The organism is Enterobacter cloacae complex sp. HYC042_NIDB, assembly GCF_056673315.1.
This window is the reverse complement of sequence record NZ_CP109650.1, coordinates 301,033-317,275: the sequence shown is the minus strand read 5'-3', so window position 1 is coordinate 317,275 and position 16,243 is coordinate 301,033. Positions and strand designations below refer to the sequence as shown.

Genomic DNA, 16,243 nt, shown 5'->3' with positions numbered 1-16,243 from the left:
CTTATTTCGCAATCTGAGAGCCCGTCTGCTCATTCGCAACGGGCTCTTTTTTCTCCTGATGCAAATACCAGGATTTGAAATACTTCAAAAAGCTGTAGGCTGTAGCATACAGTCCTGTCGCCACTCCCAATTTACCCTGACGCCAGGCGCCGCTAAACAAATACCATTTAAAAAAAGCCCCGATGGCACTGATGATGCCGCGCCCGATAGAGGGGCGTATTTTATGATATTGTACCAGACGGGTTGTATAACAATTTAATTTGTTAAAAAGCTCATGCAGAGTGGGAAACGTATCATGTTTTACATAGCCCGGAATACGTTCACAACGGAGAAAACCTTCCACCTGATCGTCTACCGGTCTGTTATTAAATCGGGACTGTTTACGGTTAAAAAGACGTACAGGGTAATCAGGGGATGAAACAGGATAGATCGTCCGGACTTCTTCACCCAGAACAAACCAGTGGCGGCATATTCGCCATGCCGTTCCGGGGTCAGGCTCATCACCTGCTTTTAACGCTGAAATAGCATCAACTGTTTCCTGGTCAAGAATTTCATCACTGTCGATGCACAGGACCCAGTCATTGCTGGCTAAGGATATGGCATAATTCATCTGCTCGCCATGCCAGCCAAATTTTTTATAGACAGGGAGCAGTCCATAGCTCTCACAAATAAAACGTGTTTTGTCCGTACTGCCTGAATCTACAACGACGATCTCATCCGCTATTTTTAAAAGAGGCGGAATAACATCGTGCAATAATCTTTCAGAATTAAACGTTAATAAGCAGATCGTTATTTTAAACATGTTTCCACTCTCAACAGCAGCATAAATGAATATGATTAATACTATATAAATGAGTAGAGATGATTAAAGTCCTGAATCACACTTTTCAAATAAGCACGTATGACGTTTTGTCTAATTCTGAAGCGCAATAAAATAGAAAAATCTATTTTATTTCAACAGATTCTTTATAATGCAGTCAGATGAAAGGTAGCACACGGATTCAGACATGCCGCACAAAAGTAAAATTCTCCTCCTGGATACGGGTAAAGAATGGGGGGGAGGCACCAACAGTATGCTTGAGCTCCTGAAGCGGATCAATCGCGATAAATTCGATATTACGTGTTGTTTTTACAGTGATTATAGCCGCGCTGAAGGTGAGACGATTGGTCAGGTGCTCAACAGCATCGGGATCCCGCTCATCGTGATCCCTCAGCGTCAGCAGCCGCTCTGGGCCAAATTACTGAAGGAAGCGGGACGTAGCCTGCTTTTTTTCTCACGCAGCGCCCGTAAGACATTGACTCGTTACGTGGATATCCTGTGGCGAATCAGGCCTAACGTCAGCAAAATCGAGACGCTTTTCATGGAGGGCGGTTTCGATACGCTCTATATGAATAACCAACCCGGCTCAAATGAGGAAGGCTATCTCGCGGCAGCGAAACTGCAGGCGCGGTTGATTCAGCACTGTCGCATTGAACCTGTATTGACCCCACCGCTGGTGAAGCTGGTCAACGCACATGCCACAAAAATTATCGCGGTTTCGCACGGCGTTGAACGCGTGCTTCTTCAGCATGGCGTCCGGCCCGAGCTGTGTACCACGGTCAACAACGCCATCGACATCCACCAGCCTTTGCCCGACCGACGCGCCATGCGCCAGCGTCTGAACATTGATGACGACACCTTTGTGTTCGGCAGCATTGGGTCGCTTATCCCTCGCAAGTCCAACCACCATACTCTGGAGGCGCTGGCCCAGTTCAGCCAGAAGCACCCGCAGGCAAAATGGAAGATGGTGCTGGTCGGTGAAGGGGCTGAACGCGGCGCGCTGACGGCGCAGGCTGACGCGCTGGGGATTGCTGAGCACATCATTTTTACCGGTTTCCAGAACACGCCTTTTGACTATCTCGCCACCTTTGACGCGTTTATTCTGGCTTCGAAGAGCGAAGGTTTGCCCCGCGTCGTGCTGGAGGCAATGCTGCTGAACATCCCGGTGATTGGCTCAAAGGTAACCGGCACGGCAGAATTGATCGACCATGAGTCGACCGGGCTGCTGTTCCCGTGGAGCGATGTGTCGCAACTTGCTCAACATCTGGATAATATCTGGCAGGATCCTGCTCTGCGCGCCCGGCTCGCCGCAGCCGCGCACCAGAATGTCTGCAACGTGTATGCCATTGAAAGCTATGTTAACGGTGTCGAGGCCGTTCTTGGCGCGCAATAACCAAACGAGAAGAACATGTTTAAATTCCTGAATGCTCGCTACCGCCACATTACCGGGCGTCATAACATTCCGTACGCTTCCCTTCCGGTCACGCGCGATCTCGTTGCGGTTGATTCCATCGTGATCCCTTGTACGGGCGCGGATTTTGTCGAAGAGGCGTTATTATCAGCGACCTTTGCAGAGCGTTACGCCACCGACGTCAGCGAGATTGTTATCGTCAGCGATCAGCCTGAATCCGCTTTCGGCGAGCTGCCGCCAAAAACCCGCGTTGTGACCCTCACGCTGCCAAAACGTGAAGAGGGGTACCGCTATAAGCAAATCTACCTCAGCCGTCTGGTGAAGCTTAACGCTCCGCTTCAGGCGCGCGGAGAAGGCGTATTGATGATCGACTCCGATCTCAACCTGCTGAAGATGCCCCAGATCAACATGGCCGATATGCACATCTACTCCAGCTTCCGTCAGGGCAAAATGATCGCCAAGCTGGACGGCGCCCCCGCAGAAAAAGTGCCGGCATATTACAAAGAAACGGTGCGCCCGTATCTGGTCGATCACGTTAACGGCGCGTTTCTTGCCGCAACCAAAAAGACCTGGCGTCGCATCTGCCCGCTGTGGCTGACGCTGTTCCAGGATACCTGGGAGCTGATGGACGACACGCAGCCGCCGACCGATCAGCTGCCGCTCGCCGCGCTGCTGGACATGCTGGATGTAAAAACGGTTAATCTGGGTGACTGGATGAACTGGCCGGTCTCCAAGAAGATCGGCGGTCAGGAAGCCGTTGTGCCGAAAGAGGTGATTGGCGCGCACGGGGGTTTCCCGCTTTCCGAATGGCAGAAGTATCTGGAATCGCCGGATAACAAATTGCTGTTCAAAGGGCAGGACTATACCCGCAAGGTGCGCTACCTGACGGACGAAGAGAAAAAGAATCAGTAAAAAAGGGGCCTGAGGCCCCTTTTTGTTTACTTATCCCAGCTCAGGATCACTTTCCCTGACTGGCCGGAACGCATCGCGTCGAAGCCCTGCTGGAACTCATCGATGGAGAAACGGTGAGTGATAATCGGGGACAGATCCAGGCCGGACTGGATCAGCGCTGCCATCTTGTACCAGGTTTCGAACATCTCGCGGCCATAGATGCCTTTGATGAACAACCCTTTGAAGATGACTTTGTTCCAGTCGATGGACATATCTGACGGCGGAATGCCCAGCATCGCGATACGGCCACCGTGGTTCATGGTGTCCAGCATGGTGCGGAACGCCGGCGGCGCGCCGGACATCTCCAGACCCACGTCAAAGCCTTCGGTCATGCCCAACTCTTCCATCACGTCGGTCAGGCTCTCTTTCGAGACATCCACCGCGCGGGTGACGCCCATTTTGCGCGCCAGCGACAGGCGGTATTCATTCACGTCGGTGATCACCACGTTGCGCGCACCCACGTGCTTCGCCACGGCTGCCGCCATAATGCCGATTGGGCCGGCGCCGGAAACCAGCACGTCTTCACCTACCAGGTCGAAGGAGAGCGCAGTGTGTACCGCATTGCCGAACGGGTCGAAGATGGAGGCCAAATCGTCAGAGATATTGTCCGGGATTTTGAAGGCGTTAAACGCCGGGATCACCAGGTATTCCGCGAAGCAGCCCGGACGATTTACGCCCACGCCGACGGTGTTGCGGCACAGGTGGGTGCGACCGCCACGGCAGTTGCGGCAGTGACCGCAGGTAATATGGCCTTCACCAGAGACGCGATCGCCAATGCTAAAGCCTTTGACTTCCTGGCCGATGCCGACCACTTCACCAACATATTCGTGACCGACAACCATTGGGACAGGAATGGTTTTTTGCGACCACTGATCCCAGTTGTAGATGTGAACGTCAGTACCGCAGATGGCGGTTTTACGAATTTTGATCAGCAGATCGTTATGACCGACTTCCGGCTCCGGCACGTCGGTCATCCAAATCCCTTCTTCCGCTTTCAGTTTGGATAACGCTTTCATCACACGTCCTCAGGCAATTACGCCCAGCTGTTTGCCGATGCGGGTAAAGGCTTCCACCGCACGCTCAATTTGTTCAGGCGAATGCGCCGCAGACATCTGGGTGCGGATACGCGCCTGACCTTTTGGTACCACCGGGAAGAAGAACCCGGTGACGTAAATCCCTTCTTTCTGCAGCTCACGGGCAAACTGCTGCGCCACAACTGCGTCGCCCAGCATCACCGGAATGATCGCGTGGTCAGCGCCGGCCAGGGTGAACCCTGCGGCGCTCATTTTTTCGCGGAACAGACGGGCGTTTGCCCACAGTCGGTCGCGCAGCTCGGCGCCGGACTCCACCATCTCCAGCACTTTGATGGAGGCGGCCACAATGGCTGGCGCCAGGGAGTTGGAGAACAGGTACGGGCGGGAGCGCTGACGCAGCCACTCAACCACCTCTTTACGCGCAGCGGTATAACCGCCGGACGCGCCGCCGAGCGCTTTGCCCAGCGTACCGGTGATGATGTCCACGCGGCCCATCACGTCACAGTATTCGTGGGAGCCGCGGCCGTTTTCGCCGACAAAACCGACCGCGTGGGAGTCATCGACCATCACCAGCGCGTCGTATTTATCCGCCAGGTCGCACACGCCTTTCAGGTTGGCGATCACGCCGTCCATGGAGAACACGCCGTCGGTCGCGATCAGTACATGGCGGGCACCCGCGTCGCGTGCCTCTTTGAGCCGCGCTTCCAGCTCAACCATGTCGTTGTTGGCGTAGCGGAAACGCTTCGCTTTACACAGGCGAACACCGTCGATGATGGAGGCGTGGTTCAGGGCGTCGGAGATAATCGCATCTTCTGCGCCGAGCAGGGTTTCAAACAGACCGCCGTTGGCGTCGAAGCAGGAGGAGTACAGAATCGCGTCTTCCATTCCGAGGAAGTTTGCCAGCTTTTGCTCAAGCTGCTTGTGGCTATCCTGGGTGCCGCAGATGAAGCGCACAGAGGCCATGCCGAAGCCGTGGGTGTCCATGCCGTTTTTCGCGGCGGCAATCAGCTCAGGGTGATTCGCAAGACCTAAGTAGTTGTTCGCGCAAAAGTTGATCACATGGCTGCCGTCGGCAACGGTGATATCCGCCTGCTGGGCAGACGTGATAATACGCTCTTCTTTGAACAACCCTTCCGCACGTGCGGTGTCGAGGTCGCTGTTTAACTGTTTGTAAAAATCACCACGCATTGCAATTCTCCAGACTCGGCAAATTTTGGCACATATTACCCAAACCTATAGTTCATGACGAGATGACGCCGTATCTCTTCTCGTTTTTGCAGCATAAATCACGTGTACCCCTGCTGCATATCGGTGAATGGCTGAAGACCGGGCATTGTGATGATATGATATGAATATTAGCGTCCGGGATTGTCCCCGGGCTCAACACTTCAAAGGTTACAGTTATGATCATCGTTACCGGCGGCGCGGGCTTTATCGGCAGCAACATTATTAAGGCCCTCAATGATAAGGGCATCACCGACATTCTGGTGGTGGACAACCTGAAAGACGGCACCAAGTTCGTTAACCTGGTGGATCTGAACATCGCTGACTACATGGATAAAGAAGACTTCCTTATCCAGATTATGGCGGGTGAAGAGTTCGGCGAGATCGAAGCCATCTTCCACGAAGGTGCGTGCTCTTCCACCACCGAGTGGGACGGCAAGTACATGATGGATAACAACTATCAGTACTCTAAAGAGATCCTGCACTACTGCCTGGAGCGTGAAATTCCGTTCCTGTACGCCTCTTCCGCGGCAACCTACGGCGGGCGCACCTCGGACTTCATCGAATCCCGCGAATACGAACAGCCGCTGAACGTCTACGGCTACTCCAAGTTCCTGTTTGACGAGTACGTGCGTCAGATCCTGCCGGAAGCGAACTCACAGATTGTCGGCTTCCGCTACTTCAACGTTTACGGGCCGCGCGAAGGGCACAAGGGCAGCATGGCGAGCGTGGCGTTCCACCTGAACACCCAGTTGAATAACGGTGAAAGCCCGAAACTGTTCGAAGGCAGCGACGGCTTCAAGCGTGACTTCGTCTACGTAGGCGACGTTGCAGCCGTAAACCTGTGGTTCCTGGAAAACGGCGTCTCCGGCATTTTCAACCTGGGCACGGGCCGCGCGGAATCCTTCCAGGCGGTGGCAGACGCGACGCTGGCATACCATAAGAAAGGCAGCATCGAGTACATTCCGTTCCCTGACAAGCTGAAGGGCCGTTACCAGGCGTTCACGCAGGCCGACCTGACCAACCTGCGCGCCGCGGGCTACGACAAGCCGTTCAAGACCGTTGCCGAAGGCGTAACGGAATATATGGCCTGGCTGAACCGCGACGCGTAAGTATGAAGATTCTGGTGATCGGCCCGTCATGGGTGGGCGACATGATGATGTCGCAAAGTCTCTATCGCACGCTCAAGGCGCGTTATCCCCAGGCGATAATCGACGTGATGGCACCCGCCTGGTGCCGTCCGCTGTTGTCGCGTATGCCGGAAGTGAACGAGGCGATCCCGATGCCGCTCGGCCACGGGGCGCTGGAAATCGGCGAGCGCCGCAAGCTCGGCCATAGCCTGCGCGAGAAGCGCTATGACCGTGCGTACGTGCTGCCTAACTCCTTCAAATCCGCCCTTGTGCCCTTCTTTGCGGGCATTCCGCACCGTACCGGCTGGCGCGGCGAAATGCGCTACGGTCTGCTGAACGACGCGCGGGTGCTGGATAAAGCGGCCTGGCCGCTGATGGTGGAGCGCTACGTGGCGCTGGCCTACGACAAAGGGGTGATGCGCAGCGCGAAAGACCTGCCGCAGCCGCTGCTGTGGCCGCAGCTTCAGGTGAACGAGGGGGAGAAATCCCACACCTGCAACGCGTTTGGCCTTTCGTCCGAACGCCCAATGATTGGCTTCTGCCCCGGCGCAGAATTTGGCCCGGCTAAACGCTGGCCGCACTACCACTACGCCGAACTGGCGAAACAGCTGATCGACGAGGGCTACCAGATTGTGCTGTTTGGCTCGGCGAAGGATCACGAGGCGGGCAACGAAATTCTCGCCACGCTGAGCACCGAGCAACAGGCCTGGTGCCGCAACCTGGCTGGAGAAACGCAGCTTGAGCAGGCCGTTATCCTGATTGCCGCCTGTAAGGCCGTGGTCAGCAATGACTCTGGCCTGATGCACGTCGCCGCCGCGCTGGATCGTCCGCTGGTTGCGCTGTATGGCCCAAGCAGCCCGGACTTCACGCCGCCGCTGTCGCACAAAGCGCGCGTAATCCGTTTGATCACCGGCTACCACAAGGTACGCAAAGGCGATGCCGCTGAAGGTTACCATCAGAGCCTGATCGACATTACCCCAGAGCGCGTTCTCGAAGAGCTCAACGAACTGCTGTTGAGCGAAGAAGGATAACGGATGCGGGTATTGATCGTTAAAACCTCCTCAATGGGCGATGTGCTGCATACGCTACCGTCGCTGACGGACGCGATGCGGGCCATCCCCGGCATCCGTTTTGACTGGGTGGTAGAAGAAGGCTTCGCGCAGATCCCCACCTGGCATGAAGCGGTTGACCGCGTGATCCCGGTCGCGATTCGCCGCTGGCGCAAAGCGTGGTTCTCCGCGCCGATTAAAGCCGAGCGTAAAGCCTTCCGTGAAACGGTGCAGGCGCAGCGTTACGACGCGATTATCGACGCGCAGGGGCTGGTGAAAAGCGCGGCGCTGGTCACGCGTCTGGCGCACGGCGTAAAGCACGGCATGGACTGGCACACCGCCCGCGAACCGCTGGCGAGCCTGTTCTATAACCGCCGCCACCACATCGCAAAGCAGCAGCACGCCGTAGAACGCACCCGCGAGCTGTTTGCGAAAAGCCTCGGCTATGCGAAACCGGAGGCGCAGGGCGACTACGCCATTGCGCAGCACTTTTTGCGCAATACAGATCCCTGTGCTCAGCCCTATCTTGTCTTTCTGCATGCCACAACGCGCGACGATAAGCACTGGCCGGAAACACACTGGCGAAGGCTGATTGAACTAATGCAACCCTCCGGTATCCATATTAAACTCCCGTGGGGCGCTGAGCATGAGCGGCAGCGTGCGGCGCGTCTGGCAGCAGGCTTTTCCCACGTCGAGGTGTTACCCAAACTCACGCTGGCGCAGGTTGCCGCAGAGCTGGCAGGCGCTAACGCCGTTGTTTCCGTGGATACGGGTTTAAGCCATTTAACCGCGGCGCTGGATCGCCCAAATATCACCCTTTTTGGCCCGACCGATCCCGGCCTGATCGGGGGCTATGGCAAAAACCAGCATCAGATGGTCAGCCCGACTCAGCAAACGAAGGATATCAGCGCAGATGCGATTTTTTCATTTTTACAGGGCAGCCGTTGGCTTTCCAACAGGGATATTTAACCCATGAGTTACGTATTTCTGCTGATTTTACTCTTTCCGGTGAAGCTTATCCGGAAGCTGTTGCGCAAAGAGACAGGGAAAAACCTGGTCATTCAGACAGCCAAAATCGGTGATTTTGTTAATGCAACGCCTCTTCTGGCCTGGCTGCAAAAAAGCGACGTGCTCATCAGCCGCAGCGTGGGTGCGCTGGCGAAGCACGACGAGACGGTCGAAGAGATTTATTTTATTGAGCAGCATAAGCGTAACCTGTGGCGTAAGCTCTGTTTCGCCTGCAGGATCATGAACCGCTATGACAACGTCTACCTTCTGCAGCCTAACAGCGTGAACCTCTTTTTCGCCTCCGTTTGTAACGCCAAAAACAAGCAATTCTTAAGCACTTACACGCGCAGGTGGTATCACGGGATTTTCTATTCAACGGCCGATGGTACGGTTGACCACGGTAGAAAAACGTTAACAGTCACTAACTATCTTAAGCTGGCCGACCGCGCTCTGACCTGGCAAGACTCTCCAAAGCACGCCACAAAGCCACTGTTTAAACCCGCGACTTATCCGGCGATCCTTGATAAACCCGGCGTGATCCGCATTGGCATCAGCGTAGCCGCCGGGAATAAAGCAAAAACCGTTCCGCCAGTCATCTGGAAGCAAATTGCCGATCGCCTCGCCGACCTGCCCTGCGAGTTTTATGTCTTTGGCGCCCCGAATGAACAGTCCTGGATGGATGACATCACCCGCGCTTACGGTGAACTGCCCAACTTTATTAATCTGATTGGCAAGATCTCGCTTGAAGAGCTTCCGTGGGCAATTTCTAAAATGGATTGTTATATCGCCTCCGACTCGGGGAATGTCTACATCGCCGATGCGGTTGGCGTGCCGGTCGTCTTACTGTTCGGTCCGTGCTGTCACTACGAGCAGCGCCCGCTTGGCAACGTGTTGCTGATTGGCAACGATGACAATATTTGCTCGTATGTTTTTGAAACTCGTTATTATTTCTCGCAAGGCCGGGAAGAACTCTTCGCGGTAACAGATGAATCGCTGGACGAACTCAAACATTTCATTTGCGGGCTACCAACAGCAAAATCTGCCTTTGATGCTCAGGGAAACTAATTAATATGGCTTTTCTCAGCATCATTATTGCCGCACATAATGCCGAAAACACGCTTCACGCCACGCTGGAAAGTCTGCAAAACGCGATTGAGAATGCAGGCGATGATGTAGAAGTTATTATCATTAATGACAGTTCCAACGATTCCACACAAGATATTATTGAGGCGTGGTTGCCAAAGCTTCCGCATGCGCAATGCCAATACGTTGAGTACCGTAACGTAGGGCATGTTCGAAACAGCGCAGTCTCGCTGGCGTCAGGCGATTACATCACGATGCTTGATAGCGACGATCTGTTAAAGCCGGGTAGCATCCGGGATGCCGTCGCCTTCCTGAAAGCAGAGCGTCCTGATATGTTGCTGACGCGCCTGCTGGAAATACGCGATATGCGGAAAATCACCTCCGCCTGGCAGGGATTTACGCCCGTCTCATTATCGCAACATGATGCAATAAAGCGTTTCCTGCAGCACAAAGATTTTCAGGCGCATCTCATCGGGCAATTCATCCACCGCAAGCTGTATGCAAGCAACCCGATCCCTTCTATGGTCTGCTATGAAGATTTCGCGGTATTTCCCGGCATGCTGAGGCAATCGCGTAAAATCTTCTTTCAGCGTCAGGGACACTATTTTTACATCAAACGCAGCGACAGTTTGTCGAGCCGTCTTGACGCCAGTAAAATCGCCACGCTGATTGAATGTACGCTACAGATGGAAAATACATTCCCGCAATCATTTAAGCATCTTATTAATTGCCACTGGTTTGATATTTACAGTAATCACCGACAATATCTGACCGACCTGCAGCTCAAACTGGTTAAGGCGCGGGTAAATGCACTTTATTCTTTCTCTTTTTTCTTCTCCAGAGATGTACGTTTCAGCTACAAAAAAAGGGTCATTGAGGCATTATGGAAAAAGTAAAACTGCGGCTCTATCAGCTGACGCTGATTTTGAGCCTCATTTCGTTTGCACTGGCGCTGCTGAGCTCAGGTAAACAACGCGAATTTTTCTATATTGCGGTTTATGCCAGCATTATCGGCTTAGCTTGCGAATATAAAAAAATCACCCTGCGCCCCTTTTCAATCGCGCTCCCCATATTGCTGATTGGGCTACTCAATCTTGTCTGGTATATGGTGTACGAATATCATAGCGAAGGTTTAAACGCTTACAGCGATTATCTGGGTGCCAGTAAGAAACTGATATTAGCGAGCATTCTCGTTTTCTATCTTGACCGGTTTAAAACTTACGTCGATAAAAGCGCTTTCCAGAAGTACTTCCTGTACGCGGCAGGTACAGGGTTTGTCCTCGCCACGGGATATGGCTTATGGCAGGCGACGCAGGGTATGGCACGTATAGAGATGGCCATCAATCGCGCCACCGTGTCTGCCTATGTTTACTCCGTACTGTCACTGGCGCTGGTATACAGCCTTTATCTTCAAAAAAACAGAAAACTGTATATAGTCGCGGGTCTTACCATCTTAATATCTTACTTCGTTATTCTTTTAACGGGGACGCGTGCTGCAATGGGATTATATTTGCTCCTTGCGATTGTACTCACGCTCTACCACTTCAGAAGAATTCATCTGAAATCAACGCTGATTTTTTTATGTATTGTGGCAGGTGTAGTTGTCGTTAGTTACAAACCATTAATTTCACCCAAGATTATGCAAGTACAGGCTGAGCTTGAGAAATATGAAAGCGGAGTAGACGGCACCTCACTTGGCTCTCGTTTTACCATGTGGAATGTAGGTATTCAAAACGGGCTTGCACATCCACTAGGGCAATCATTAGAAGAAAGGTATTTCTGGACGCAACATTATATTAATGATGGACATCCTAATCTAATCACTGCACTTGGCTATTTAAAAATACACCTACACAATGAATTTATCGAAAAATACTCTCTGCAAGGGCTTCCGGGTCTGGCGATATTACTCTTTTTCTTCGTTTCGATGATCGCTTACGCGCTTAAAAACCGAAATGGCCTGCTGCTGACAACGATGCTTCTTTTATTACTCTATGGCCTGACAGACGTCATTTTATTGAGCTCAGAAGCCCTAATATTCTTTGTTACTCTGTTTGCATTGAGTACTCCTTTATCGCAAACCAGACAACATCAATAAGAGATAATGCCCGCCAGCCGGGCATTATTTTTTCTTGTATTGATAAAACTCCGCCAGCGTCATCCCCACCGTCTTATCGGATAGCCAGCTAAAAAGCGCTTCTAAATCCTGATATAACCCTTCAATCGCCGCCTCATCTTTAAAGGTCGGACTTCCGCCTGGCATAAATTCAGACGAGTGAAGCATAAACTCCACATAATCCTGTCCCTGCGACAGGCATTGCTGCGCGACCTGAATCATCTGCGACGCATTGCCACCGGTCGGTCGTAGCCAGTTCACGGAAGGCGAGCGATATTTACCGCGAAGCCGATCGTATCCCTGTTTGATCGTGTTCAACCAGGCCGGATGTTTATACTGAATGCTCATCGGCACTTCGAGTAAGGGGCTATTTCCCGCCCGGGAAATAGTATCTAAATCCATAAAATAGGCGTGGTCGGGGAAATGCTGATAATCCGTTCCGCCATTGCCCTGCGGAGCGCCTTTCGCGTTGCGCCAGTTCACGCGCGGCGTCACGGAGCAATCAACCTGGTAGCCCAGTTCAACGAGCAATTTTGCATAGCGGCTATCAAATGCCCAACGCCCGGCGCGGTGGCTCAGCATTTTGGTCTGGAATGTCTCTTCCAGCAGACGGGTCATGAACAGCACTTTCTCACGCATCACCTCGTCTGAAAATTCAATCAGATACGGTTGCCAGCGCCAGTCATCTCCCGTGAGATCGTGCTCAGGTGGGCTATTCCATGCGTGAAGGTGCATTCCCACCTCCCCCTGACCGCGAGCGATCGCGTCCCTGGCGAATTCAATGAAAACGGGCTCGATTGCCATCTCATAGTTTGTCAGCCATACGGGCTTAAAACCAAAACGCTCACAGAGGGCCTGGAACCGGGCCAGATAGCGCGCATTTTCCGTTTTAATGACGCGGTGATTCTCCCAGAGATTATCGCCCTCAGTATCAATCGTGATGATAAACGCTGGTTTTTTCATAATGAGTCCGCATGAAAGGGAAGTTAGCGCTATGTTACGCACTCTCCAAAGCCTGAGTAAACCCTTCCTGGGAAATTCCTGAGATTATGGAGAAAGAGTGCAAGTCGCTACCAGGTCTATTAGAATTGCCAACAGTACAACGCCGATAAGATGATGATGAATAACTTACCTGACACGCCTGATTTGCGCATTCTACTGATCAAACTCCGCCATCATGGCGATATGTTATTGACCACCCCCGTCATTGATTCATTACGTCAAAAATGGCCACAAGCGCAAATTGACGTGCTGTTGTATGAAGAAACACGCGATATGCTCGCCGCGCATCCGACGATTGGCACTATTTATGGAATCGATCGTAAATGGAAGCAACTGGGCACGCTAAAGCACCTTCAAAAGGAGTGGCAGTTACTCTGCGCGTTACGAAAGCAACATTATCATCTGGTGATAAATCTTGCCGATCAGTGGCGTAGCGCTATCGTCACCCGTTTCACTGGTGCGCCGGTTCGCCTCGGATTCGCCTTTAACAAACGCAACAATCCATTCTGGCGTTTCTGTCATAGCGATTTAGTCTCTGTTGCAAATCACAAATCCCTGCACACCGTCGAACAAAATCTCTCCATTCTGTCACCATTACAGGTCGCGCCTGAGCCAGCTGTTACCATGGCCTACAGCGCAGAAGACTGGCACCACGCCCACCAGCAACTGGTGCAAAAAGGAGTGGGCGATAACTACATCGTCATTCAGCCGACATCACGCTGGTTCTTCAAATGCTGGGATGAAAGCAAAATGGCGCAAACCATCACCGCGCTGCAGCAGGATGGGCATACCGTTGTACTCACGGCCGGGCCGGATAAAAAAGAGTTGGCGATGATAGATCGCATACTCGCCGCCTCATCGAAAACGGGGGTCGTCTCGCTGGCGGGACAGCTAACGTTGCGCCAGCTGGCCTCACTCATCGACCACGCGTGTCTTTTTATTGGCGTTGACTCCGTTCCGATGCATATGGCCGCCGCGCTGCAGACGCCCTGCGTGGCGCTGTTTGGCCCTTCCAAACTGACGTTTTGGTCTCCATGGCAAGTCAACGGTGAAGTCATCTGGGCTGGCGACTACGGTCCCCTTCCCGATCCCGACGCTATTGATACCAAAACGAAAGAACGCTATCTGGACGCCATTCCTGTTGATGCTGTCGTCTCCGCTGCAAGGAGATATTTGTCATGAAACACCATCGTCTGGCGATTGTTCGCCAAAAGTATCGCCCTGATGGCGGAGCGGAGCGCTTCGTTTCACGTGCGCTCACCGCGCTGAGCAATCAGAATCTTGAACTCAACGTCATTACGCGTGAATGGCAGGGCGAGAGACAGGACGACTGGCATATCCATATTTGCGACCCGCGCAAATGGGGCCGAATTAGCCGCGAACGCGGGTTTGCCCATGCTGCCCGCGCGCTGTGGCAGCAACAGCAGTTTGATATTGTGCAAAGCCACGAGCGGATTCCGGGCTGTGATATCTACCGCGCTGGCGATGGCGTTCATCGCCGCTGGCTGCTACAGCGTGCGCGCATCCTGCCCGCCTGGCGCGCGAAAATGCTGATGGTCGACCGCTATCACCGCTACGTGATGCACGCCGAGCGTGAAATGTACCAGGCGCCAGAGCTGAAAGCGGTTATCTGTAATGCGGAGATGATCAAACGCGAAATCGTCGAAGACTTTGATATTGACGCAAAAAAGATACATGTGATTTATAATTCAATTGATTCCAGCCGCTTCGTTCCAGCCCAGGAATCACAGCGTGCCGCGCTGCGTCAGCAATTTGGTTTGCCAGCCGATGCCGTGGTGTTCTGTTTTGTAGGATCGGGATTTGAACGAAAAGGATTGGCCAGCGCCATACGCGCTATCGCAGGAACTTCAGCCTGGCTGATTGTGGTTGGACAGGATAAAGCAGAACATCGTTATCGTGACCTCGCCCGTTCATTGGGCTGCGAAGGGCAAATCCGTTTCCTGGGGATGCAGAAAGAAACGCTGCCTTTTTATCAGCTATCCGATGGTTTACTGTTGCCAACGCTGTATGATCCCTTTCCAAACGTCATTCTTGAAGCGATGGCCTGCGGCTTGCCCGTCATTACTTCAGAGAGTTGCGGAGGCGCTGAATTTATTCAGCAAGGCCAGAACGGATTTTATTGTGACGCCCTGGATATCAACACATTGAAGGAGGCAATTGCAGCCACTCCTTCTCTGGGAAAAAATAACACGATGGGGCAAGCGGCACGTGAACGGGTAAAAGACGCCACCCCCGAAAAACTGTCAAGTCAGCTTATTTCGCTTTATCAAAAATTACTGGATTAAAAATGCGCATCCTAATGATTATTGATGGTTTACCCGGTGGGGGAGCTGAAAAAACAGTTCTTACACTTTCCAGCGGATTAACGGAAATGGGGCATCAGGTCTCCCTTTTCTCTCTGCGGAAAGTGTGTGATTACGCCATCCCGGAAGGCATTGATTATCAGGTGGTTCAGGATACCTGCAAAAAACCGTGGCGCAAGTTGACGGAGATCCCACGCCGAGCCCGCCTGCTGGATCAGGCAATTGAGCGGGCTGAGCGCAGCGGAAAATTTGACGTTGTGTTCTCTCATCTGCACAAAACTGACCGCATTGTGGCGCACTGCCGCGCGCTGGAGCGTGAAAAAGTCTGGTTCTGCGTGCATGGCATGTTCTCTTTCTCCTATCTTCGCCATCGCAGCGGGCTTTCGCGCTGGTTTAAGCATCTTAAAATTCGTCATACCTACGAAAACCGAAACGTTGTCGCCGTCTCAGGCGCCGTGCTGAAAGACCTTTCCGAGACCCTGGCTCTGAAACTCCGGCGTAAAGCGGTTATCCACAATCCTTTTGATATCCCTGAAATTCAGCGTCTGGCGGATGCCCCCTTCGAGATGCAAGGGAAAGATTACATCATCCATGTCGGCCGCTTCCATGAACACAAACGCCACGACCGTCTTTTACGCGCATTCGCACAGAGCCAGCTCGACACTACGCTTGTCATGATGGGCAATGGTTCCGAAGCCAAAATTCAAAAGCTCAAACAGCTTGCCCGCGACCTGGGTATTGAAGACAAGACGGTTTTCCGTCCCTTCGACTCCAATCCCTACCCCTGGATTAAAGGGGCACGCCTCTTAGTGTTAAGTTCTGACTGCGAAGGTTTTGGTAATGTGCTGGTGGAATCCATTATCTGCCAGACGCCACCGGTCAGTACCAATTGTCCGGGTGGCCCCGCAGAAATCCTCACCGGCGCCTTAGCGCGCGGGCTGGCAGAGCTAAATGACGCGTCACTGGCAAAAACCCTGGTAGATATTTATACCGCCCCGCCGGTCGTTGGCGATGCAACGATTGCGTCGTTCGGTATCAATGCCATTTGCCAGCAGTACATTGCTTTGGTCGACAATCAAAAATAATCAGGT

At 52.9% G+C, this 16,243-nt stretch carries 15 protein-coding genes; 11 read left to right on the top strand and 4 right to left on the bottom strand.

Annotated features, from left to right (window positions below; translation table 11 throughout):
• Nucleotide 1 precedes the first annotated feature (1 nt).
• Nucleotides 2-802: a glycosyltransferase family 2 protein gene (locus OKF39_RS01520; RefSeq protein ID WP_479983418.1), complete on the bottom strand. Its 801-nt coding sequence runs from the start codon at nucleotides 800-802 to the stop codon at nucleotides 2-4.
• 205 nt (nucleotides 803-1,007) lie between these two features.
• Here OKF39_RS01520 and OKF39_RS01515 point away from each other — a divergent pair, with 205 nt between their 5' ends.
• Complete coding sequence (locus OKF39_RS01515) at nucleotides 1,008-2,213, top strand: glycosyltransferase (protein WP_479983417.1); 1,206 nt, start codon at nucleotides 1,008-1,010, stop codon at nucleotides 2,211-2,213.
• A 15-nt stretch (nucleotides 2,214-2,228) separates the two neighbouring features.
• Nucleotides 2,229-3,143, top strand: a complete 915-nt coding sequence (locus tag OKF39_RS01510; RefSeq protein WP_045260055.1) for a hypothetical protein — start codon at nucleotides 2,229-2,231, stop codon at nucleotides 3,141-3,143.
• Between the two features lie 26 nt (nucleotides 3,144-3,169).
• On the opposite strand, the gene tdh is transcribed toward OKF39_RS01510, so the two are convergent.
• Nucleotides 3,170-4,198 (bottom strand): L-threonine 3-dehydrogenase, encoded by a 1,029-nt coding sequence (gene tdh / locus OKF39_RS01505; protein WP_006812404.1) that lies wholly within the window; start codon nucleotides 4,196-4,198, stop codon nucleotides 3,170-3,172.
• 9 nt (nucleotides 4,199-4,207) lie between these two features.
• Complete coding sequence (kbl, locus tag OKF39_RS01500; protein WP_028015032.1) at nucleotides 4,208-5,404, bottom strand: glycine C-acetyltransferase; 1,197 nt, start codon at nucleotides 5,402-5,404, stop codon at nucleotides 4,208-4,210.
• 215 nt (nucleotides 5,405-5,619) lie between these two features.
• Between kbl and rfaD the strand changes: the two genes are divergently transcribed.
• The 6 genes from rfaD to OKF39_RS01470 are packed head-to-tail and all read left to right on the top strand — an operon-like array spanning nucleotide 5,620 to nucleotide 11,808.
• Nucleotides 5,620-6,552: an ADP-glyceromanno-heptose 6-epimerase gene (rfaD, locus tag OKF39_RS01495; protein ID WP_041911658.1), complete on the top strand. Its 933-nt coding sequence runs from the start codon at nucleotides 5,620-5,622 to the stop codon at nucleotides 6,550-6,552.
• A gap of 2 nt (nucleotides 6,553-6,554) precedes the next feature.
• Nucleotides 6,555-7,601: an ADP-heptose--LPS heptosyltransferase RfaF gene (gene rfaF, locus OKF39_RS01490; RefSeq protein WP_136484621.1), complete on the top strand. Its 1,047-nt coding sequence runs from the start codon at nucleotides 6,555-6,557 to the stop codon at nucleotides 7,599-7,601.
• Nucleotides 7,602-7,604: 3 nt separating this feature from the next.
• Nucleotides 7,605-8,588: a lipopolysaccharide heptosyltransferase RfaC gene (gene rfaC / locus OKF39_RS01485; protein ID WP_047366919.1), complete on the top strand. Its 984-nt coding sequence runs from the start codon at nucleotides 7,605-7,607 to the stop codon at nucleotides 8,586-8,588.
• A gap of 3 nt (nucleotides 8,589-8,591) precedes the next feature.
• Nucleotides 8,592-9,692, top strand: coding sequence for a glycosyltransferase family 9 protein (locus tag OKF39_RS01480; RefSeq protein WP_182035465.1), 1,101 nt, complete (start codon nucleotides 8,592-8,594; stop codon nucleotides 9,690-9,692).
• A gap of 5 nt (nucleotides 9,693-9,697) precedes the next feature.
• The gene (locus OKF39_RS01475) at nucleotides 9,698-10,606 is read left to right on the top strand and encodes a glycosyltransferase family 2 protein (RefSeq protein ID WP_248188865.1); all 909 of its coding nucleotides are present in this window, start codon (nucleotides 9,698-9,700) and stop codon (nucleotides 10,604-10,606) included.
• Nucleotides 10,594-11,808 (top strand): O-antigen ligase family protein, encoded by a 1,215-nt coding sequence (locus OKF39_RS01470; protein ID WP_248188866.1) that lies wholly within the window; start codon nucleotides 10,594-10,596, stop codon nucleotides 11,806-11,808. Before OKF39_RS01475 ends, OKF39_RS01470 begins: the two co-directional genes overlap by 13 nt.
• Nucleotides 11,809-11,832: 24 nt before the next feature.
• Here the strand turns inward: OKF39_RS01470 and OKF39_RS01465 are convergent, their stop codons facing one another.
• Complete coding sequence (locus tag OKF39_RS01465; RefSeq protein ID WP_136344084.1) at nucleotides 11,833-12,789, bottom strand: polysaccharide deacetylase family protein; 957 nt, start codon at nucleotides 12,787-12,789, stop codon at nucleotides 11,833-11,835.
• Nucleotides 12,790-12,939: 150 nt separating this feature from the next.
• Between OKF39_RS01465 and rfaQ the strand changes: the two genes are divergently transcribed.
• The 3 genes from rfaQ to OKF39_RS01450 are packed head-to-tail and all read left to right on the top strand — an operon-like array spanning nucleotide 12,940 to nucleotide 16,237.
• On the top strand, nucleotides 12,940-14,010 hold the full coding sequence (gene rfaQ / locus OKF39_RS01460) for a putative lipopolysaccharide heptosyltransferase III (RefSeq protein ID WP_309264576.1): 1,071 nt from the start codon (nucleotides 12,940-12,942) through the stop codon (nucleotides 14,008-14,010).
• A complete protein-coding gene (locus tag OKF39_RS01455) occupies nucleotides 14,007-15,134 on the top strand; it encodes a glycosyltransferase family 4 protein (protein ID WP_309264575.1) in 1,128 nt (375 codons plus the stop codon). The genes rfaQ and OKF39_RS01455 overlap by 4 nt, the downstream gene beginning before the upstream one ends.
• Nucleotides 15,135-15,136: 2 nt before the next feature.
• The gene (locus tag OKF39_RS01450; protein ID WP_041911667.1) at nucleotides 15,137-16,237 is read left to right on the top strand and encodes a glycosyltransferase; all 1,101 of its coding nucleotides are present in this window, start codon (nucleotides 15,137-15,139) and stop codon (nucleotides 16,235-16,237) included.
• Nucleotides 16,238-16,243 lie beyond the last annotated feature (6 nt).